This is a genomic window from Nonomuraea sp. B208 (genome assembly GCF_057536035.1).
Map to the genome: position 1 here is coordinate 1 of NZ_BAAJOU010000004.1, position 18,547 is coordinate 18,547.

Consider the following 18,547-nt stretch of genomic DNA (forward strand, 5'->3'; position numbering starts at 1 on the left):
AATATGCCAAGCAAGCGCTCGGGTAAGTGGAGAGGGGTGGGCGGGTGGAGGGCGTGGCGGTGCTCGTGATGGAGATGCAGCGGGGCGTCGTCGGTGATCTCACGAAATTTCCGGACCTGCGGGCGGCATGCGAGCGGCACGACGTCGTCCCCAACACCGCCCGGCTCCTCACGGCCGCCCGCGCCGCCGCGATCCCGGTCGTCCACTGCACGGCCGCCTTCCGCGCCGACCGGGCCGGCTCCCACACCGCGAACTGCCCCTTCATCGTCTCCCTCCTCAAGGACCCCGCCCACATGCTGGAGGGCACCCCGGCCGTCGAGGTGCTGCCCGAGCTGCGCGACCCCGGCGACCTGGAGAGCCGCAGACACCACGGCTTCTCGCCGTTCACCGGTACCTCGCTCGACATGACGCTGCGCTCGCTCGGCGTCTCCACCGTGGTCGCCACCGGGGTCTCGCTCAACCTCGGCATCCCGGGGCTGGCGCTGGAGGCGGTCAACCTCGGCTACCGGGTCACGGTCGTCACGGACGCGGTCGCGGGCATCCCTGAGGACTACGCGCGGGCCGTCCTGTGGAACACGATCAGTCTCCTCGCCACCCGCGCCACCGCCGCCGACCTCGCCGGGACGTGGAAGTGAGCGGCCCGATGGACGGCATGCGGCTCGACGGCAGGACCGCCGTCGTCACCGGGGGAGCGGGCGCGATCGGCGCGGCCATCGCCACCGACCTGGCCGCGCTCGGCGCCCGCGTCGTGCTCGCCGACGTGGACCTGCCCGGCGCGCGGCAGGCCGCCGCCGCCCTGACGGGCGCGCGGGCCGTCGCCCTGGACCTCACCGACCCGGAGTCGATCACGGCGTTCGTCCGCGTGGCCGGGGACGTGGACGTGCTCGTGCACAATGCCGGGGTCGCGGTGATCGGGCCGTTCGCGGAGAGCGACCCGGCCTCGTGGGACCTCATGTGGCAGGTCAACCTGCGCGGGCCCATGCTGCTGACCAAGCTGCTGCTGCCCGGGATGACGGCGAGGGGCTGGGGGCGGCTGGTGTTCGTCTCCAGCGACGGGGCGCGGGCCGGCTCCGGCGGCGAGGGCGCGTACGCGGCCACCAAGGCGGGCCTGTTCGGGCTGGCCAAGACGCTCGCCAGGGAGGCCGCCCGCGGCCAGGTCACCTCGAACGTGGTCTGCCCGGGACCGACGGACACGCCGATGCTGCGACGGGTCTCGGCGGCCGAGCCGGGGCTGGTCGACCGGATCGCCCGGGGCATCCCGCTGCGCCGCCTCGGCACGCCGCAGGACGTGTCCGGGCTGGTCGCCTTCCTCTGCACCGACCGGGCGGCGTACATCACCGGCCAGACGCTGTCCGTCAGCGGCGGCGTCACGATGCATTGACCGGCTCAGATGGACTGGTACACCGCCTCCACCAGGCGGATGCCGCGCAGGTTGCCGGAGAGCGCGTTGGCCATCTTGTTCATGACGTACGCGATGCCGAGCCCGCGCTCGGGGTCGCCGAGGCCGATGGAGCCGCCCATGCCGCTGTGCCCGAACGCGCTCGCCGCCGGCATCAGGAACGTCAGCGACGGCCGCATGTAGCCCAGCCCGAACGCCGTGTCCAGGAGCAGGACGCGGTCGGGGCCGTTCACCCGGGTACGGGTGGCCTCGCGCAGCGTCCCGGGGCTGAGGATGTCGCCGGCGGCGAGGGAGCGGTAGAAGCCGGCCAGGCCCCTGGCCGTGGTCACCAGGCCGGCGGCCGGCCAGCCGGCGCGCAGGATGATCGGGTTGTTCGCGCCGCCCTGGACGCGGTGCATGGCGGGGTTGCCGAGGGCGCGGTTCATGAGGCTCTGGGGGTCGAGCGCGGCTCTGGTCATCGCGGCCAACACGTCATCAGGCCGCCCCTGCCCGTTGGGGGCCGCACCGCTCGCGTCCGGGCCCGCACCGGCCGCGCCCGCGCCCTGACCCGCGCCCGCGCCCTGACCCGCGCCTCCGCTGGCGCCCCCGCCTGTGGCGGCGCCCTCGCCCGTGGGCGCGGCGCCGGCCTCGGTGACCTTGAGCCCCTGGGGCCGTTCGGCCGCCTTCAGCCGCGCCGTCCTCGAGATCACGTCATCCGGCGCGCCCACCCACATCTCCAGTCCGAGCGGCCCGGCGATCTCCGCCGCCACCAGCTCGCCCACCGACTTGCCGGTCACCCGCCGGACCACCTCGCCCACCAGGAACCCGTACGTCAGCGCGTGATAGCCGTGCGCCGTCCCCGGCTCCCACAGCGGCTCCTGCCCGGCGAGCCGGGCCGCGATGGCGGCCTGGTCCTCGAACTCCTCCACCGGCACCGGCTCCTCCAGCACCGGCAGCCCCGACTGGTGGGTGAGCAGGTGCTCGACGGTGATCGCCCCCTTGCCCCGCGCCGCGAACTCCGGCCACACGTCGGCCACCGGCGCGCTCACGTCCACCAGCCCGCGCTCGGCGAGCTGCAGCAGCACGGTGGCGGTGACCGCCTTCGTGCAGGAGTAGGCGAAGGCGGGCGTGTCGCGCTCCCAGGGCCGTCCCGTGTTCCGGTCGGCGACGCCGTCCCACAGGTCCACGACCAGCTCGCCGTCCTGGTAGACGGCGAAGGCCGCGCCGAGCTCCTCCCCGTCGGCGAAGTGCCGTTCGAAGACCTCGCGGACGCGGGAGAAACGGGGATCGCAGTGCATCGGACCTCCACGGAAAGGGAGCGCTTACGTGGTTCACGAGCCTAACAACTGGGGACGATTCGGCCCAGACGATCAGCGCGGCACCCTGAACCTCCTCACCCCGTCCGTGGTCCTCGACGCCCTGCGCGCGGCCACGACCGGCGAGGTGCTGAGCCTGGCCCTGCCGATCCGCGGCGCGACCTCCTCGCCCGCGCCCACGACCGTGCCGCACCTGCGCGGCCGGCCGCTGCCGCAGCACTTCATGTCCGTGGACGGCGGCGACTACGCGGCCGGCGCGCGGCCGATCGGCGAGGGCCTGTGCGTGGCAGACGACGCCCTCGTCGTGACCCCGCACGGCACGACCACCCACATGGACGCCCTGTGCCACATGTGGTCCGGCGACCGGCTCTACAACGGCCATCCGGCGGCCCGCGTCCGCTCGTACGGCGCCACCCGGTGCGGCATCGAGCGGGTCGGCGGCGTGGTCGCCCGGGGGGTGCTGTTCGACGTGCCCCGGCGGCTCGGCCTCGACCACCTGCCCGCCGGGCACCGGATCGAGCCCGGCGAACTGGAGGAGATCGCCGTGCCGCGGCCCGGGGACGTGGCGGTGATCCGTACCGGCTGGCCGCAGGTGTGGGAACGGTCGCCCGAGGAGTACTGGTCGGGCCAGCCGGGCCTGTCGGCGGCGGCCGGACGCTGGCTCGCCGCCCACGACGTCGCCGTGGTGGCCGCGGACAACGCCGCCATCGGCGGCCTCGACGCGCGCGGCCTGGCGGGTGAGGGAATGGCCGACGACCTGCACCTCATCCTGCTCCACCGGCACGGCATCCACTTGATCGAGCTGCTGTGGCTGGAGGAGCTGGCGGCGACGGGCCGTACGGAGTTCGTGTTCGTGGCGGCCCCCCTGCGCGTCGAGGGCGGCACCGGCAGCCCCCTGACCCCACTCGCGATCCTCTAGCGCCACTGGAGGAGTAAGGCTCCTATGCGTTCGCGAGCTGTCGGTGATGCACTGTCAGCGGCTCGATTTCCGTGGTGTCGTCGTCGACGACGAGCTCGACGCGGAATCGAACCCCCATTGCCGCGCCGAGGCGCAACAGTGTCGCTATATCCGGGATGCCGCCACCGCCCTCGATGCGAGACAGGGCGGGCTGGGACATCCCGGCGCGCTCCGCTACGACCTTCTGCGACAAACCTCGGCGCTTACGGATCTCACGCAGCTGGTCGCCGAGCTCCAGGTCACGGCCCGCCTGCTCGTACTCGGCGTGGGGCTGCGCATCCGCCTCCATCTCGCGCAGACGCTTCGCCTTGTAGGTTTCCCAACGGCTGTGACCCATCATGCGCTCCTCTCGAACACGTGCGTGGTGGTTAGGTCGTGCTCTGCCTCGCATCGCTTCTTGGCAGCGATCGCACGATCGATGTCGGCCGTCTGCGTCCCATCCTGTGTCTTGCGGAAAACAGTCAGGATCACGATGACCTTGTCGGCCGGCTTCCAGAAGGTCAACCGCCAGGTCGTGCGGTCAAGAGCAACACGCAGCTCGTGCACACCTTCGGCGTCCTTCAGCTTCTTCACGTGATCCCCATCGGGGATGCCGCCTGTGACGAGGTAGTCGTCCACGTTCCGCATGACCCGCTGGTACAGCGAAAAGGAAAGCCCGTCCAGCCAAGACTCCACCTCCGGCTCCAGGTCGATCCCCCACTGAGACATACCATCCATAGTATATGCACTTGATGGTAACTCGTGGCGATGGCGGGTACCAGGTCTGGCCCACGCCCACTTCCTCGATCTTGGCTGTTGTCTCAAATCAGCCGCTACTAATCCTTCAGTCCCAGGTGACCGGGAGGCGGCCGACGCCGAACACCACCGCGTCCTGGCGGAGCGGGACCTCGGTGGCGGGGACGGCCAGTCGCAGGTCGGGGAAGTGCTCGAACAGGGCGCGGTAGCCGATGCGCAGCTCGTTCCTGGCGAGTTGCTGGCCGAGGCACTGGTGGACGCCGTGGCCGAAGGCCAGGTGGCGGCGGGCGTCCGGGCGGGCCGGGTCGAGCGTGTCCGGGGCGGTGAAGAAGGCCGGGTCGCGGTTGATCATGGGCAGCGACAGCGCCACCGTCTCGCCCTTCGCGACCCGTACGCCGGCCACCTCCACGTCCTCCAGCGCGGTCCGGCTGGGCGCGCCGAGGTGGAGGATCGACAGCCAGCGCAGCAGCTCCTCCTCCGCGCCCTCCTCGTACGTCAGGCCGGACGTGAGCAGGGCGAGGACGCCGAGGGCGAGCATGTTCGCGGTGGTCTCGTGCCCGGCGACGAGCAGGATCACCGCGACGTTGGCCAGCTCGTCGTCGGCGAGCTCGCCGGTCAGCCCGCTGATCAGGTCGTCGCCGGGCGCGGCCCGCTTGCGGCGCACCAGCTCGGCGAGGTAGGCGTGCAGGTCGGCGTTCGCGCCCGCGGCGTCCCCGCCGGGCGTGACCAGCTCGCGGCTGCGTTCCTGGAAGAAGTCGTGGTCGGCGTACGGGACGCCGAGCAGCTCGCAGATGACCATGGACGGGATCGGCAGCGCGTACGCGGTCACCAGGTCGGCGGGCGGCCCCGCCGCGGCCATGGCGTCGAGGTGGTCGGCCGCGATGCGCTCGATGCGCGGCTCCAGCAGGCGCATCCTGCGCACCGTGAACTGGCCGGTGAGCAGCCGCCGGTAGCGGGTGTGCTCGGGCGGGTCGGTGGTGGCGAAGAAGCCCGGCGGCGCGGGGCGGCCGGACCCGGCGACGGCGACCGACGACCGTACGGCGGGGTGCTTGAGCTCCTGCCGGGCGCTGAACCGGGGGTCGCCGAGGACCGCGCGGGCGGCGTCGAGCGTGGTGGCGAGCCAGCCGAGGTGGCCGTCGGCCATCTCCAGGCGGGTCATGGGCGGCAGGCCGCGGAGGGCGGGCGGGGGGTCGAGGGGGCGTCGCGGGTCACGTTCGACGGGAAGTCTGCGCATGATTGTGAGAGTAGACTCTCAAATCGGAGTTGACTAGCGGAAGTTGGAAAGAGGCCGTGAGTGGACGTGCCGGGGCGAACCCTCCAGAATGCGATTCCATGAGCGACGGACCGGGCCTCCGGGAGCGGAAGAAGGCCAAGACCAGGGCCCTGATCCAGAAGGCGGCGCTGCGGCTGTTCCGCGAGCGGGGCTACGCGGAGACGACGGTCGAGCAGATCGCGGAGGCGGCCGAGGTCGCCCCCAGCACCGTTTTCCGCTATTTCCCGACGAAGGAGGATCTGGTGCTGGTCGACCAGTACCCGCCCTTCATCGAGGCGCTGCGGGCCGCCCCGCCCGAGCTCAACCCCGTCCAGGCCGTACGCGCCGCGATCGGCCGGGCGTTCGCGGCGCAGACGCCGGAGGAGCGCAACGACGGCCTGGAGCGCGAGCGGCTCATGTTCACCGTCCCCGAGCTGTGGACGGCGAGCATCGACAACATCCGCGGCGTCCTCGCCGGCCTGCGCGCCGAGCTGGCCGCGCGCGAGGGCCGCGGCCCCGACGACCCCGAGATCCGCAACGTCACCGGGGCGGTCTCGGGCGTGATGCTCGCGGTGTGGTTCGAGTGGGCCGCCGATCCCGGGCTCGACGCGCCCGCCGCGTTCGACCAGGCCCTTGCCCACCTGGAGGCGGGCCTGCCGGTCGCCCGTCAGCCGGGCCTGCCGGTCGCCCGTCAGCCGGGCCTGCCGATCGCCCGTCAGGCGGGCGGCGAGCCCGGATAGTTGCCGCCGCCGTGGGCGGCGTCGAGGGCGTCGTAGTCGGGGGTGAAGCCGCGCTTCGGGATCTCCGCGACGAACGCCACCTCCCGCGGCCTCTTGTACGCCGCGACCTGGCCTCTGACGTGCTCGATCAGCTCCTCGGCGGTCGCCGCGGCCCCCTCGCGCAGCGCCACGACGGCCTTGACCGCCTGGTGCCAGGCCGGGTCCGGGACGCCGATCACGGCGGCGTCCGCCACGGCCGGATGGGACTTGAGCGCGCGTTCGACCTCCGCCGGGTAGATGTTCTCGGCGCCGGACTTGATCATGCGCAGTTTGGGGCCGATGAAGGTGATGGTGCCGTCGGGTTCGCGGCGGCCGAGGTCGCCGGTGTGGTGCCAGCCGTTCCGCAGCTTCTCCGCATTTAAGTCGGGCCGGGCGAGATATCCGGAGAAAAGGGTTTTGCCGCGGGCGCAGATCTCGCCCACCTCGCCCGCCGCCACCTCCACGTCGTCCGGCCCCATGATCCGCACCTGCGCCAGCGGCGACGGCCGCCCCGCGTACCCGGCCCCGCCCTCCGCCAGCCCCAGGAACGTCAGCATGCCGCCCACCTCGGTCTGCCCGTACCCGCCCATCTTCGACCGGCACCACGGCGAGTCGTCGACCGTGATCATCGCGTTCCACTCGTCGGAGGCGGCCACGAAGCGCAGCGAGGACAGGTCGTACTTGCCGCCCGCGTTCGCCTTCACCACCGCGTCGATCATCGGCCCGAACAGGAACGCCTGCGTCACCCGCTCGGCGTCCACCAGCCGGCACACCTCCTCGGGGTCGAAGGCGGGGGTGAAGACGTTCGTGCCGCCGATCTGTAGCGTGGCCAGGCAGAACATCATCGTCCCGACGTGGAAGAGCGGCCCGTTGTTGAGGAAGGTGAAGCCCGGCTCCATCTGGCGTACGACGAGCAGCGACGTCGCGTGCGCCACCAGGGCGGCGCTGCTGAGCAGGGCCGCGTTCGGGCGCCCGTCGAAGGCGGCGGTGTAGAGCGCGAGGACCGGCTCGGTGTCGGCGACCTGCGGGAACTCCCGCTCCGTCCCGCCCGCCACCAGCTCCTCGTAGTCCGCCCCCGCCCGCACCCACCGGTCGTCGTGGTCGAGGGTGCCGACGGCGTCCGAGTGCTCCCAGACCACGGCCGCCGGGGCGAGATCCTGGAGCACGAAGCGCAGCTCGTCCGCCGACTGCCGCCAGTTCGCCGGGCAGAACACCGCGCCCAGGCGGCTGCACGCGAGCAGCAGCTCCAGGACGGCGTGACTGTTCTGGCCGAGCCAAAGCACCCGGTCGCCGGCGCCGACACCGCGCCCGGCCAGCGCGCCGGCGAGCCGGGACACGCGGGCGTCCAGCTCGGGATAGGTGAGCCGGAGCTCCCCGTCCACCACGGCCGTCGTACCGGGGCGGCTGCGGGCGTGCTCGGCGAGTACGTCGGACAGGGACAGGCTGTGGATCATTGTCAGCCTCCGGGAGGGGGGTTACTGGAAGGCGGGCATGACCTCGGCGGCGAAGAAGCGCATGACCCGCTTCATGTCCGCGAGCGGCATCGGGCGGGTGCTGCCGAAGTCGCAGAGCAGGTTCGAGAACCCGGCGTCCCTGAGCAGCGTGATCTGCTCGACGACCCGCGCCGGGTCCCCGATGACCTCCAGCTGCTCCCACCGGAAGTCGGACGAGACCGTGCCGCCCTTGAGATAGCGGTCCTGGTAGTACTCGAAGCCCTGGGCGGCCCGGCCGGTCCTGGGGTCGATGGGGGCGCTGCGGTCGTTGAAGATGCGTGAGCGGTCGAACGACGCCTCGAACCGCTCCTGGTCCTCGCGGGCCCGTTCCAGGGTGGGGGCGACGTACACGCTGCGGGCCACCACCAGCTCGGCCCCCTCCGGATGCCCGGCCCGCGCCGCCGTCTCCCGCCACGTCTCGGCCGCCTTGACGACCTTCCTGAACGTCGCCGCCGGGTCGGCCAGGATGGGCAGGCCGCGCTCGGCGTACATGGTGACGGTCTCGGGGGAGACCGCCGCCACGTGCAGCGGCGGATGGGGGGCCTGCACGGGCCGGGGCACCAGCGACACTTCCGTCCCGGTCCGGTAGAACTTCCCCTCGTGCCGGTACGCCTCCCGCGTCCAGAGCCCGACGATCACCTCCAGCGCCTCGTTGAACCGGTCGCGCGCCTCGGCCAGATCGATCCCGAACCCCTCGAACTCGTAACTCTGGTAGCCGCGCCCGATGCCGAGCTCCAGCCGCCCGCCGGACAACACGTCCACCTGCGCGGCCTCCTCGGCCACGTGAACGGGGTTGTGCAGGGGCAGGACGACGATCCCGGTGCCAAGCCGCAGCCGCTCGGTGCGGGCGGCGGCGTGGGCGAGCATGGTGAACAGGTTGGGGACGACGCCGTAGTCGCGGAAGTGGTGCTCGGCCAGCCGTACCCCGTCGAAGCCCAGCTCCTCGGCCAGCTCGATGAGCTCCAGGTGGTAGTCGTAGACGTCCTTGAAGCTCTGGCCGTCGAAACGGTGGAAGAGGTGGAAGGTCGAGAACTTCATGCGGCGGCCCCTCGGAGGTAAACCAAGCGCTCGCTTGGGAGCGTATCACGCTCGGACCCAAAAGCACGGCCTTCCGCCGGGGGCGCTCCGCGCCAAGAGGCTCCAGACAGCGCCTCCCAGGGGGGCTCCGCCCCCCTTCGACCCCCCACAAACACCCGCGCGTTACTCGATTACCGGGGGGACTAAAGGCGGAAGGCGAGATCGTCCTTGACGTCATCCCACGGAACGCGCAGGAAGCCCACCACCGCCGACGAGGGTACGACTGGACCGGTCATTGACCAGCCTGCCCTGAGCATGCGGATCGTCCCGGTCGTCTGATCGGTGTTGCCGGAATCCGAGAGGACGAGGAATCCTCCATCACGGGGCTGCTCGCCTGAGGCTGATGCTCGCCGTGCCGGACGTTTGCGGCCTTGCCGGCTCCCAGCCGCACACCTGGATCTTGGCGGGTGTGGAGCTTGTCTGACTTGCTCCTCCTGGCACGCTCACCGAGTAGAAGATGTCCATCCCGATGGCCAGCGCGTAGCGCCGGATGGTGGACAGACTGGCGTGACCGAGGACCTGCTGCGCGAGCTGCGCATCAAAGCCCGTCGCCAAGACGGCCGCGTCGATGAGCCGTCCGCGGGCTTCATCGACTCGCAGAGCATCGAGGGCGTCGACACCGTCGGGTGTGGCAGCCGCGGCTATGACGCCGGTAAGAAGGTCAACGGTCGTAAGCGGTTCATCATCACGACACCATCGGACTGCTGGTCACCGTCGCGGTGATGGCGGCGAGCTGGTAGGACCGTGACGGTGCCAAGCCCGCCTTGCTGTCGGCGTACCTGACCACCTCGATCCGGCACGTCTTCGCTGACCAGGGGCTCGCCGGCCGGTTGGTGGACTGGGCCACGCGACACCCTGCGCATCACATTGGAGATCGTCCGTGAGCCCGCTGATCAGCACGACTTAAGCGTCATCGCACGGCGTTGGGTGGGTGGAAAGGATGCTTGCTTGGCTGACCGCCTGTCGTCGTCTGGCCCGCGACTACTAACGATCCCCGAAGGTCTCCGAGGCCATCATCCGCTCGGCCGCCATCGCCGGATGGCCCAGCGTCTTAACCGCAGGGGTCCCGCTCGGCGATGGGCCAAAATCGCCTGCGACTAACGAAGATCATCGATCTCAAACACTCACTCAGCCATGGTCTCTCTCAGTGCCGAGTCGCGACAAGGAGGATCTTGGCATCGCTCGCCCCGATCACGAACGGCGCGCACCGAAGTATGCGATCGTCACGGCCTCGGCCAACCGGCACCCGATCTAGGACAACCATATGGCTAGTACAGGGGGTGTGAACTGCGGGAACGTCCCATATAACTAGACTTCTTGCGAGATCGACCGAGTATTTGTCGTGCCACAAGCGTGACCGTCAACGCTGTAGCCGCCACTAGCGGAATGATGCCGGCTCGGCCAGAATTGCCAACGTGGACCTCGCCACTATAGCCACCGTCGTTGGGACGGTAGTTGCCTTCCTGGCGTACATGGAGCAACGCCGCTCAAGAAGGTCGGGAAAAGCAAGCCCTACACGCCCTCCTGTGCACACGACAACAGGGGCAAGAAATAAAAAGCTCCACTCTCCAGGCAAGCCATATAGCACCGCTCCTTCAAATGCCCAAGGTGTAATAATTTTCATTCTTGCCATCATGGCTGCCGTTGTCGGTCTAGGTTTTTACTCGAATGGAGGTTTCGAGGTAGAGGGTAGAATCATGTTCGGCGTGGCGGCTGCCCTATTGGTCTCCGCGCTGGCAGCTCGCATTTTTGGCCCTTTCTATATAACCGCCAAGCGTTTGGTGCTGTTACTGCTTACCATTTCGGCTGCTGCCTCTATGGTAGGCTGGTGGCTCCACGAAAACGAAATTAGCCTTTCGGGAGACGTTGCATTCGCCATCGCCGCCTTTTTTGGAATAATAGGTATTTTTATATTCCTCGCCAGTCGTCGAGACTGACTTACTTGCCACCTGCTCGACCTTCACGCGCAGGCTCTCCGCCCGGCCGGGAGCCGGTGAGAGCCCGTCGTAGCGCAGCATCGCCTCCCGGATCCCTTCGCCTGGCCGGTAGCGAGACTCGGCGCCCGGCGGACCGGCGTCGACCAACTCGCTGACGCTCACGCCCAGCACCTGCACCAGCCGCTCCAGCACACTGTGGCTGTCGATCCGGCGTACTCCGCGCTCGACCTGGCTGAGCCGGCTCTCCGACCGGCCGACCAGCCCGGCCACCGCCTGCTGTGACAGGCCGCGCCGTCGCCGCTGCCTGGCGATGCGCCCGCCGATGTCGCGTTGATCGTCCATGAGGCCCCTGCCCTAGGCGGACGTGCCGCCTGTCGCCCGGTCCAGCTCGCTGAGCACATTGTCCCAGGTGGGCATGCGTCTCTCATAGGGAGCCGACGGATCGAACATCAAGGTCACGCCCATCTGCCGCAGCACGTGGAGACTGTTCTGGAAGGCGAGGTGCCGGGCGAGGGCGGGTTTGAGCATGGGGACGGCCACGATCGGCACGCCGTAGCCGGTCAGTTCGCACAGCAGGCCGGTCGCGAAGTTGTCCGTGATTCCCAGAGCCTATTTGTTGATCGTGTTGAAGGTCATCGGCGCCGCTATGACCGCGTAGGCTCTGGGCAGTTCCTTGCCCTCTCCGGGGGTCCGGAACTCGCTGCGTACCGGCTCTCCCGTCTGCTGCTCAAGGCGTGCCCGATCGAGGAAGCGCAGGCCCAGGGGAGTGGAGACGACGAACACCCGCCAGCGGGCGGCCTGTGCTCCCGCCACGAGGTCGGTGACCGGTCCGGCGTGCGAGGGGGCCGCGCTGGTGACGACGTACAACACGCGCACGCCCGCCAGCCTAGAACGGCGTCGCCGCTTGGGCCCGGTGAGTGAGCATCTGCTCAGGGACTCCTGAGAAGAGCATGCGCGCCGTCTCGCCACCGCGGTCGCCCCGTCCGGTTCGCAGTGTGCCCCGTTGGTAGTCGAGCACCCGGAACGTGCGCGAGCACTGGCTCACGTACGGCGAGCTGCCGATCTGGGGCGCGGAGGTGGCCATCGACCTGGAGGGGGTGATCACCTTGAGGCGGGGCGGCTGGACGGCGACCATCGGCGGCGAGGGCTGCCAGAATCGGGGGAATGTCCCCTGATGCGCGGCTGCGCGCGACCTTCGACGTGGCGGCCGAGACCTACCAGGACGCCCGCCCCGACTACCCCCGCGAGCTCTACGCCGACCTGCTCGCGATCACCGGGCTCAGGCCGCCCGCGCGGCTGCTCGAAGTGGGGTGTGGGCCGGGGAAGGCGACGGTGCCGCTGGCGCGGATGGGCTTCCCTATCACGGCGGTCGAGCTCGGGCCCGCGCTGGCGCGGGAGGCACGGCGGCGGCTGGCCGGGTTCGCCGGGGTGTCGGTGGTCACGTCGCCCTTCGAGGAGTGGGAGCCGGCGGCGGGGGACCGGTTCGACCTGGTGTACGCGGCCACGGCGTGGAAGTGGGTGGATCCTGCGGTCAAGTACGACAAAGCCGCCCGGCTGCTCGCCCCCGGCGGCCACCTGGCCGTGTGGAACGCCGACCACGCGCTGCCCGTCGGCTTCGACCCGTTCTTCGCCGAGATCCAGAAGGTGTACGAGGAGATCGGCGAGGGCCACCCCGGCCCGTGGCCACCGCCGGAGGACGAAGTCGATCCCACCGCCGCCGAGTTCGCCGCCTCCGGGCGGTTCACGGTCGTGGCGGCGCGGCGCTACCTGTGGGCGCTGCGTTACACGGCCGACGCCTACCTCGCGCTGCTCGACACGTTCTCCGGTCATATCGCCATGGAGCCGGACAAGCGGGCGCACCTCTACGGAGAGGTCCGCCGCCTGCTCGCCGCCCGTCCGGACGGGCGGCTCACCCGCCATTGGTCGGCCGTCCTGACGGTCGGCCGCCGGTCCTGACCGGTTGCGGACGCGGCGGTGCTCGCCGGGCCCCGGGGCGTGGCAAGCTGGACCCGACGGCCGCAATGAGGAGATCGACGATGACTGACCCAGCCCTACGGCGCACCCCGCTGACCCCGGACGAGCGTGTCCGTGCCGAGGCGGGCTTCGTCCCGCTGGTGACCGAGCATCTGCGGGCGAGCGGCCGGTTCAGGATCACCGCCGACAGCCCGGAGATGGTCGATCTGTGGCAGACGGTCGCCCGCCAGGCGGGCGAGGCGCTGCGGCGGCCGGTGGTGAGCTACGCCAACGGCCGCGACATCGTGATCATGTTCGGTGGCGAGCCGTCGAACATGCCGGTGAGCGTGACCTCACAAAACGAGCCGTGACCGCTCAGAACGAGCCGTGACCGCTCAGAACGAGCCGTGACCGCTCAGAACGAGCCGTGACCGCTCAGAACGAGCCGTAACCCGGCTTGCCCGCCGGCCTGTAGACGTTGAGCACGCAGCCGCTCTCGCCCCTCACCGAATCGACCAGCCGCAGCGCCGTCGGCACCCGGCCCGGCTCGAACAGCCGCTTCCCGCTGCCCAGCACGACCGGGAACGTGTACAGCCGCAGCTCGTCGATCAGCCCCCGGTCCAGCAGCGCCTGGGCGAGCAGGCCGCTGCCGTGGATCTGCAGCTCGCGGCCGGGCTGGGCGCGCAGTGCGGCGATGTCGTCCAGCGAGCGGACGATCGTCGTGTTGTGCCAGTCCGCGCTGCGCAGAGTGGTCGAGACGACGTACTTCGGCAGCGCGTTGAGCGGCCCGGCGATCGGGTTGTCCGGGTCGGTGACGGCCGGCCAGTAGCCGGCGAAGATGTCGTACGTCCGCCGGCCCAGCAGGAACGCGTCCGCCTCGCCGAACCAGCGGGTGATGTGCGACCCCATCTCCTCGTCGGCGTAGGTGAACTGCCAGCCGCCGTGCTCGAAGCCGCCGCTCCTGTCCTCCTCGGGGCCGCCGGGCCCCTGCATGACCCCGTCCATCGTCAGGAACGTCGCCAGGGTGATCTTCATGCCGTTCTCCTCTCCGGGTGTTCAGAAGAGGAGACCGGCGCGGGCACGGAAACTCATCGGCCCGCGCGCACCATCAACGGGATCAGGCCGTCGGCACCGGCTCCCGCAGCGGCAGGCGCACCTCGAACCACGTCTCGCCGGGCACCGAGCGCACCTTGATCTCGCCGCCGTGCCGGCCGGCCACGATGCGGTAGGAGATGTCCAGGCCGAGCCCCGTGCCCTCGCCCACGCTCTTGGTCGTGAAGAACGGCTCGAAGATGCGGTCCAGGATCGCCTCGGGCACCCCGTGCCCGGTGTCGCCGATCTCGACGATCGCCTCGTCCTCGTCGTGCGCCGTGCGTACGGTCAGCGTGCCGACCTCGCCCATCGCGTCGAGGGCGTTGTGGATGAGGTTCGTCCACACCTGGTTGAGCTCACCCGCGTAGCAGGGGATGGGCGGCAGCGTGCGGTCGTAGTCGGTGACCACCGTGATGCCGGGCGGGATCTTGCCGCGGAAGATGGCGAGCGTGCTGTCGAGCAGCTCGTGCACGTCCACGTTCTGGAACGGCGCCCGGTCCATCTGGGAGTACTGCTTCGCCGAGCGGATCAGCGTGGTGATGCGCTCGGTCGCCTCGCCCACCTCGCTCAGCATCTGCGAGATCTCGACGGCCTCGGCCAGCCAGCGGACCGCCGCCGGGGCGTGCTCCTCGCCCACCTTGCCGCGGATCTTCTCCAGGTCCTTGAGGGAGAACTCGGCCTGGACCAGCGCGGGGGCGAGGTCCCAGGCGTCCTCGACGCCCAGCTCGTCCAGCGCCTCGCCGAGCTCGTCCTCGGCGTCGGAGATCTCCAGCGGCGAACGCTGCGGCTGCTTGCCCAGCTTGCTCGTGCACGCCTCCTGCGCCTCGATGAGCGCCCGCAGCTTCTCCGGTGGGATGCCGTCCTCGGCGAGCTGGGCGAGCTGCAGCCGGGAGTTCTTGATGAGCTGGCGCAGCTCGCCGACGGCGCGTACGGCCGCCGCGGCCGGGTTGTTCAGCTCGTGGGTGAGGCCCGCGGTGATGGTGCCGAGCGCGGTCAGCCGCTGCCGCCGGTCGATGATCTCGCGCTGCATGCGCCCGCCCGACAGCATGCCGTCGAGCAGGTGCATCGCCATCGGGAACCATTCGGCCACGATGTAGGCGAACTTCTTGGCCGGCAGGATGAACATCCGCGACGGGGCGGTGGCGCGCAGCGTGTGCTGGTAGGTCTGGGGGGCGCGGTCGCCGAGGTAGGCGCTGGTCGCGCCGCCGTACACGCCGGGCTGGGAGACGCGCGGCATGGCGACGGTGCCGGCGCTGACCGTCTCGCTGATCATCTGGATCTCGCCCTCGATCAGCACGGCGAAGCAGTCGGCCGGCTCGCCCTGCCGGACGATGTCCTCGTCCGCCGCGAACGTGGCCATCCGGCCGCTGGCGGCGAGCTTGGCGAGCTGGGCGTCGGTCAGCCGCTCGAACAGGAAGAGTTTGCGCAGCTCGTCGATGTCGACGCGAGCGTCTGTCTCGGTCATCGGGAACCTCCGAGGAGACCCCCGCCTTCAGGCGGGGAAGGAATCAGACCCCTGCCTTAGGGCAGGAGCAGGTGTACCGCCGCCAGGCGCAGCACCGTCATCTTTCGGAATCGGCCGGTGCGCGAGTGATCTCGCATCTAGGATCGAGAGGTGGCGCAGCTTGTGAAGCGGGCCTACAAGTACCGCTTCTATCCGACCCCTGAGCAGGTCGAACAGCTTGCCCGGACGTTCGGCTGCGTGCGTCTGGTTTACAACAAGGCGTTGGAGGAGCGGACCCGCGCTTACAAGCTGGAAGGCCGGGGCGTCTCCTATGCGGAGTCGTCGGCCGCGCTGACGGCGTGGAAGAAGACACCCGAGCTGGCGTTTCTTAACGAGGTGTCGTCGGTGCCGTTGCAGCAGGCGCTGCGGCATCTGCAGTCGGCGTTCGCGAACTTCTTCGCCCGCCGCGCGAAGTATCCGACGTTCAAGAGCAGGAAACGGTCGCGGGCGTCGGCGGAGTACACCCGCTCTGGGTTCCGCTGGCGTGACGGCCGGCTCACTCTGGCCAAGATGGGCGCGCCGCTGGACATCGTGTGGTCGCGCCCGCTGCCCGAGGGGGCCGAGCCGTCCACGGTCACCGTGTCCAGGGACCCGGCCGGGCGGTGGTTCGTGTCCATTCTGGTCGAGGAGAAGATCGCGCCTTTGCCGCCGGTCGAGCGGTCGACGGGCCTGGACGCGGGCCTCACCGCGCTGCTCACGCTGGCGTGCGGCGAGAAGATCGCCAACCCGCGTCACGAGCGTCGCGAGCGGCGCAGGCTGGCCAAGGCGCAGCGGGCGCTGGCCCGCAAGCAGAAGGGGTCGAAGAACCGGGCCAAGGCCCGGCTGCGCGTGGCGAAGATCTACGCCCGGGTCGCCGACCGGCGCCGGGACTACCTGCACAAGGTCACCACACGGCTGGTTCGCGAAAATCAAGTGATCGCCGTGGAGGACCTGGCCGTCCGCAACCTGCTCAAGAACCATGCCCTGGCCCGCGCCATCTCGGATGCCGGCTGGCGGGAACTGCGGCGCATGCTGGAGTACAAGACGGACTGGTACCGCCGCACGCTGGCGGTGGCAGACCGCTTCTTTCCCTCCTCCAAGTTGTGCTCGGTCTGCGGGGCTCTGCAGGAGGAGATGCCGTTGAGCGTCCGTGTGTGGGTCTGTGCGTGCGGCGCGGTCCATGACCGGGAGGTGAACGCGGCCCAGAACGTGCTCGCCGCCGGGCTGGCGGAGAGCTGAAACGCCTGTGGAGCTGGTGTAAGACCTCAACGGGAGTCCTCCTCTCGCGCGGGCGACCGGTAGTGAAGCAGGAAGACCGACCGGCGACGGTCGGATCCCTCTCGGTTCACGAGGGGGGAGGATGTCAATGCTTCTCCAGGTAGCGGTGCACGAGCGCGACGGCCATCGCGCCCTCCCCGACGGCGGAGGCCACCCTCTTGATCGACTCGGCGCGTACGTCGCCCGCCGCGAACACCCCGGGGACGTTCGTCTCCAGGTAGTAGGGCTCGCGCCGCAGCGGCCAGTTGCGCGGCCGCCGGCCGCCCTGGACCAGGTCGGGCCCGGTCAGCACGAACCCGCGCGGGTCGCGCTCGACCGTGTCGCCCAGCCACGAGGTGAACGGCTCCGCGCCGATGAACACGAACAGCCACTGGGCGTCGACCGTGCGCTGCTCGCCCCTGGTCGACAGCGTCAGCCGCTCCAGGTGCCCGTCGCCGCCGCCGCCGGCGACCTCCGTCTCCAGGTGCACCTCGATGTTGGGGATCGCGGCGATCTGCTCGATGAGGTAGTGGGACATGGACTTCTCCAAACCATCACCCCTCACCAACAAATGAACTTTGCTCGCGAATCCCGCCAGGTAGACGGCCGCCTGCCCGGCCGAGTTGGCCGCGCCGACGATGTGGACCTCGGCGTCGGAACAGGCGGGCGCCTCGGTGAGCGCGGCGCCGTAGAAGACGCCCCGGCCGACGAACTCGTCCAGGCCCGGCGCGTCCAGCCGCCGGTAGGTGACGCCGGTGGCCAGGATGACCGCGTGCGCGGCGATCTCGCCGCCGTCCTTGAAGCCGACCACCCGGGCCTGGCCGCGCGGCTCCAGCAGGGTCACCTTGCGCGCGGTCAGCAGCTCGGCGCCGAACTTCAGCGCCTGCCGCCGCGCCCGGTCGGCGAGCTGCTGGCCGGAGACGCCGTCGGGAAAGCCCAGGTAGTTCTCGATCCGAGAGCTCTGGCCCGCCTGGCCGCCCGAGGAGTGCGACTCGACGAGCACGGTGTTGAGCCCTTCGGAGGCGCCGTAGACGGCCGCGCCCAGCCCGGCGGGGCCGCCGCCGACCACGATCAGGTCGTAGAAGTCGGTGGCCGGGGTGGTGGACAGGCCGACGGTCGTGGCCAGCGTGGCCTGGTCGGGCGACTCCAGCGTGGTGCCGTCGGTGGTGACCACCAGCGGCAGGTGGCAGCCCTCGCCGGCCGCCTTCACGAGCTGCGCGCCCTCCGGGTCCTCGGCGAGCATCCACTGGTAGGGCACGTGGTTGCGGGCCAGGAAGTCACGCACCCGGTACGACTGCGCCGACCACCGGTCGCCCACCACCCGCAGCTCCGAGCGCTCGATCCGGTCGGTACGCAGCCACGCGTCGAGCTGCCCGTCGATGACCGGGTAGAACTTCTCCTCCGGCGGGTCCCACGGCTTGAGCAGGTAGTGGTCGAGGTCCACCACGTTGATCGCCTGGATGGCCGCCTCGGTGTCGGCGTAGGCGGTCAGCAGCACCCGCCGGGCGTACGGGTACATGTCCATGGCGGCTTCAAGGAACTGCACGCCGTTCATCTGCGGCATGCGGTAGTCGGCCAGGATGGCCGCCACGTCGTCGCCGCGCAGCCGCATCTCCTTGACCGCCTCGATGCCGTCGCGCGCGGTCTCGGCACGGACGATGCGGTATTCCTGGCCGTAACGGCGTCGCAGGTCGCGCGCCACCGCCCGCGAGACGCCCGGGTCGTCGTCCACCGTCACGATGACCGGCTTGTCCATGCCTATGCCTCTCCCCTTTGGTCCCTGGAACGGCCCCTATGGGAAGCATGTCATGCGCGGGCGGCCAGGCGGGAATTCGCTCAGGTCACCGCTTCTATGATG

20 protein-coding genes and 1 pseudogene are annotated in these 18,547 nt (G+C 70.3%); 9 read left to right on the forward strand and 12 right to left on the reverse strand.

Going from position 1 to position 18,547, the window contains the following annotated elements:
- Window positions 1–53: 53 nt before the first annotated feature.
- Window positions 54–635 carry a cysteine hydrolase family protein gene (locus tag AC27IY_RS02465; RefSeq protein ID WP_449942811.1) on the forward strand — a complete coding sequence of 194 codons (582 nt, stop codon included), beginning with the start codon at window positions 54–56 and terminating at the stop codon, window positions 633–635.
- 8 nt (window positions 636–643) lie between these two features.
- On the forward strand, window positions 644–1,381 hold the full coding sequence (locus AC27IY_RS02470) for an SDR family NAD(P)-dependent oxidoreductase (RefSeq protein ID WP_487177036.1): 738 nt from the start codon (window positions 644–646) through the stop codon (window positions 1,379–1,381).
- A 5-nt stretch (window positions 1,382–1,386) separates the two neighbouring features.
- Here AC27IY_RS02470 and AC27IY_RS02475 read toward each other — a convergent pair whose 3' ends face one another.
- Window positions 1,387–2,676: a serine hydrolase domain-containing protein gene (locus tag AC27IY_RS02475; RefSeq protein ID WP_487176990.1), complete on the reverse strand. Its 1,290-nt coding sequence runs from the start codon at window positions 2,674–2,676 to the stop codon at window positions 1,387–1,389.
- Window positions 2,677–2,704: 28 nt separating this feature from the next.
- On the opposite strand from AC27IY_RS02475, the gene AC27IY_RS02480 reads away from it, so the two are divergent.
- Window positions 2,705–3,613, forward strand: a complete 909-nt coding sequence (locus tag AC27IY_RS02480; RefSeq protein WP_487176991.1) for a cyclase family protein — start codon at window positions 2,705–2,707, stop codon at window positions 3,611–3,613.
- 22 nt (window positions 3,614–3,635) lie between these two features.
- Here the strand turns inward: AC27IY_RS02480 and AC27IY_RS02485 are convergent, their stop codons facing one another.
- The 3 genes from AC27IY_RS02485 to AC27IY_RS02495 form a co-directional block, all read right to left on the reverse strand.
- Window positions 3,636–3,992 (reverse strand): helix-turn-helix domain-containing protein, encoded by a 357-nt coding sequence (locus tag AC27IY_RS02485; protein ID WP_329583486.1) that lies wholly within the window; start codon window positions 3,990–3,992, stop codon window positions 3,636–3,638.
- Window positions 3,989–4,360, reverse strand: a complete 372-nt coding sequence (locus AC27IY_RS02490; protein WP_449942817.1) for a type II toxin-antitoxin system RelE/ParE family toxin — start codon at window positions 4,358–4,360, stop codon at window positions 3,989–3,991. Before AC27IY_RS02490 ends, AC27IY_RS02485 begins: the two co-directional genes overlap by 4 nt.
- A gap of 115 nt (window positions 4,361–4,475) precedes the next feature.
- Window positions 4,476–5,621, reverse strand: a complete 1,146-nt coding sequence (locus tag AC27IY_RS02495) for a cytochrome P450 (RefSeq protein WP_487176992.1) — start codon at window positions 5,619–5,621, stop codon at window positions 4,476–4,478.
- 98 nt (window positions 5,622–5,719) lie between these two features.
- Here AC27IY_RS02495 and AC27IY_RS02500 point away from each other — a divergent pair, with 98 nt between their 5' ends.
- Window positions 5,720–6,379 carry a TetR/AcrR family transcriptional regulator gene (locus tag AC27IY_RS02500; RefSeq protein ID WP_487176993.1) on the forward strand — a complete coding sequence of 220 codons (660 nt, stop codon included), beginning with the start codon at window positions 5,720–5,722 and terminating at the stop codon, window positions 6,377–6,379.
- On the opposite strand, the gene AC27IY_RS02505 is transcribed toward AC27IY_RS02500, so the two are convergent.
- Complete coding sequence (locus AC27IY_RS02505; protein ID WP_487176994.1) at window positions 6,355–7,851, reverse strand: AMP-binding protein; 1,497 nt, start codon at window positions 7,849–7,851, stop codon at window positions 6,355–6,357. The genes AC27IY_RS02500 and AC27IY_RS02505 overlap by 25 nt on opposite strands.
- A gap of 21 nt (window positions 7,852–7,872) precedes the next feature.
- On the reverse strand, window positions 7,873–8,928 hold the full coding sequence (locus tag AC27IY_RS02510) for an LLM class flavin-dependent oxidoreductase (protein WP_487176995.1): 1,056 nt from the start codon (window positions 8,926–8,928) through the stop codon (window positions 7,873–7,875).
- 546 nt (window positions 8,929–9,474) lie between these two features.
- Here AC27IY_RS02510 and AC27IY_RS02515 point away from each other — a divergent pair.
- Entirely contained in the window at window positions 9,475–9,690 is a 216-nt protein-coding gene (locus AC27IY_RS02515) for a hypothetical protein (protein ID WP_487176996.1), read from the forward strand.
- A gap of 1,064 nt (window positions 9,691–10,754) precedes the next feature.
- Here AC27IY_RS02515 and AC27IY_RS02520 read toward each other — a convergent pair.
- From AC27IY_RS02520 to AC27IY_RS02530, 3 genes are all read right to left on the reverse strand, one after another.
- Window positions 10,755–11,246 carry a helix-turn-helix domain-containing protein gene (locus AC27IY_RS02520; protein WP_487176997.1) on the reverse strand — a complete coding sequence of 164 codons (492 nt, stop codon included), beginning with the start codon at window positions 11,244–11,246 and terminating at the stop codon, window positions 10,755–10,757.
- A 12-nt stretch (window positions 11,247–11,258) separates the two neighbouring features.
- A complete protein-coding gene (locus AC27IY_RS02525; RefSeq protein WP_487176998.1) occupies window positions 11,259–11,432 on the reverse strand; it encodes a hypothetical protein in 174 nt (57 codons plus the stop codon).
- Between the two features lie 81 nt (window positions 11,433–11,513).
- A complete protein-coding gene (locus AC27IY_RS02530) occupies window positions 11,514–11,780 on the reverse strand; it encodes a bromodomain-containing protein (protein WP_487176999.1) in 267 nt (88 codons plus the stop codon).
- A 149-nt stretch (window positions 11,781–11,929) separates the two neighbouring features.
- On the opposite strand from AC27IY_RS02530, the gene AC27IY_RS02535 reads away from it, so the two are divergent.
- From AC27IY_RS02535 to AC27IY_RS02545, 3 genes are all read left to right on the forward strand, one after another.
- Entirely contained in the window at window positions 11,930–12,079 is a 150-nt protein-coding gene (locus tag AC27IY_RS02535) for a hypothetical protein (protein ID WP_487177000.1), read from the forward strand.
- Window positions 12,069–12,860 carry a class I SAM-dependent methyltransferase gene (locus AC27IY_RS02540; protein ID WP_487177001.1) on the forward strand — a complete coding sequence of 264 codons (792 nt, stop codon included), beginning with the start codon at window positions 12,069–12,071 and terminating at the stop codon, window positions 12,858–12,860. The genes AC27IY_RS02535 and AC27IY_RS02540 overlap by 11 nt, the downstream gene beginning before the upstream one ends.
- Window positions 12,861–12,940: 80 nt before the next feature.
- Window positions 12,941–13,228, forward strand: a complete 288-nt coding sequence (locus AC27IY_RS02545) for a hypothetical protein (RefSeq protein ID WP_423445455.1) — start codon at window positions 12,941–12,943, stop codon at window positions 13,226–13,228.
- 64 nt (window positions 13,229–13,292) lie between these two features.
- Here AC27IY_RS02545 and AC27IY_RS02550 read toward each other — a convergent pair whose 3' ends face one another.
- Window positions 13,293–13,892: a dihydrofolate reductase family protein gene (locus tag AC27IY_RS02550; protein WP_487177002.1), complete on the reverse strand. Its 600-nt coding sequence runs from the start codon at window positions 13,890–13,892 to the stop codon at window positions 13,293–13,295.
- Window positions 13,893–13,974: 82 nt separating this feature from the next.
- Window positions 13,975–15,414 (reverse strand): ATP-binding protein, encoded by a 1,440-nt coding sequence (locus AC27IY_RS02555; protein WP_487177003.1) that lies wholly within the window; start codon window positions 15,412–15,414, stop codon window positions 13,975–13,977.
- Window positions 15,415–15,564: 150 nt separating this feature from the next.
- Here AC27IY_RS02555 and AC27IY_RS02560 point away from each other — a divergent pair.
- Window positions 15,565–16,814: pseudogene (locus tag AC27IY_RS02560) on the forward strand (RNA-guided endonuclease InsQ/TnpB family protein).
- Here AC27IY_RS02560 and AC27IY_RS02565 read toward each other — a convergent pair.
- The gene (locus AC27IY_RS02565) at window positions 16,796–18,445 is read right to left on the reverse strand and encodes an NAD(P)/FAD-dependent oxidoreductase (protein WP_423445451.1); all 1,650 of its coding nucleotides are present in this window, start codon (window positions 18,443–18,445) and stop codon (window positions 16,796–16,798) included. The pseudogene AC27IY_RS02560 and the gene AC27IY_RS02565 overlap by 19 nt on opposite strands.
- Window positions 18,446–18,547 lie beyond the last annotated feature (102 nt).

Coding starts and splice junctions, on each gene's coding strand:
- AC27IY_RS02470 (WP_487177036.1), top strand. CDS start 644: ATGGACGGCATGCGGCTCGACGGCAGGACCGCCGTCGTCACCGGGGGA.
- AC27IY_RS02475 (WP_487176990.1), bottom strand. CDS start 2,676: ATGCACTGCGATCCCCGTTTCTCCCGCGTCCGCGAGGTCTTCGAACGG.
- AC27IY_RS02485 (WP_329583486.1), bottom strand. CDS start 3,992: ATGATGGGTCACAGCCGTTGGGAAACCTACAAGGCGAAGCGTCTGCGC.
- AC27IY_RS02490 (WP_449942817.1), bottom strand. CDS start 4,360: ATGTCTCAGTGGGGGATCGACCTGGAGCCGGAGGTGGAGTCTTGGCTG.
- AC27IY_RS02495 (WP_487176992.1), bottom strand. CDS start 5,621: ATGCGCAGACTTCCCGTCGAACGTGACCCGCGACGCCCCCTCGACCCC.
- AC27IY_RS02500 (WP_487176993.1), top strand. CDS start 5,720: ATGAGCGACGGACCGGGCCTCCGGGAGCGGAAGAAGGCCAAGACCAGG.
- AC27IY_RS02505 (WP_487176994.1), bottom strand. CDS start 7,851: ATGATCCACAGCCTGTCCCTGTCCGACGTACTCGCCGAGCACGCCCGC.
- AC27IY_RS02510 (WP_487176995.1), bottom strand. CDS start 8,928: ATGAAGTTCTCGACCTTCCACCTCTTCCACCGTTTCGACGGCCAGAGC.
- AC27IY_RS02520 (WP_487176997.1), bottom strand. CDS start 11,246: ATGGACGATCAACGCGACATCGGCGGGCGCATCGCCAGGCAGCGGCGA.
- AC27IY_RS02525 (WP_487176998.1), bottom strand. CDS start 11,432: ATGCTCAAACCCGCCCTCGCCCGGCACCTCGCCTTCCAGAACAGTCTC.
- AC27IY_RS02540 (WP_487177001.1), top strand. CDS start 12,069: ATGTCCCCTGATGCGCGGCTGCGCGCGACCTTCGACGTGGCGGCCGAG.
- AC27IY_RS02545 (WP_423445455.1), top strand. CDS start 12,941: ATGACTGACCCAGCCCTACGGCGCACCCCGCTGACCCCGGACGAGCGT.
- AC27IY_RS02550 (WP_487177002.1), bottom strand. CDS start 13,892: ATGAAGATCACCCTGGCGACGTTCCTGACGATGGACGGGGTCATGCAG.
- AC27IY_RS02555 (WP_487177003.1), bottom strand. CDS start 15,414: ATGACCGAGACAGACGCTCGCGTCGACATCGACGAGCTGCGCAAACTC.
- AC27IY_RS02565 (WP_423445451.1), bottom strand. CDS start 18,445: ATGGACAAGCCGGTCATCGTGACGGTGGACGACGACCCGGGCGTCTCG.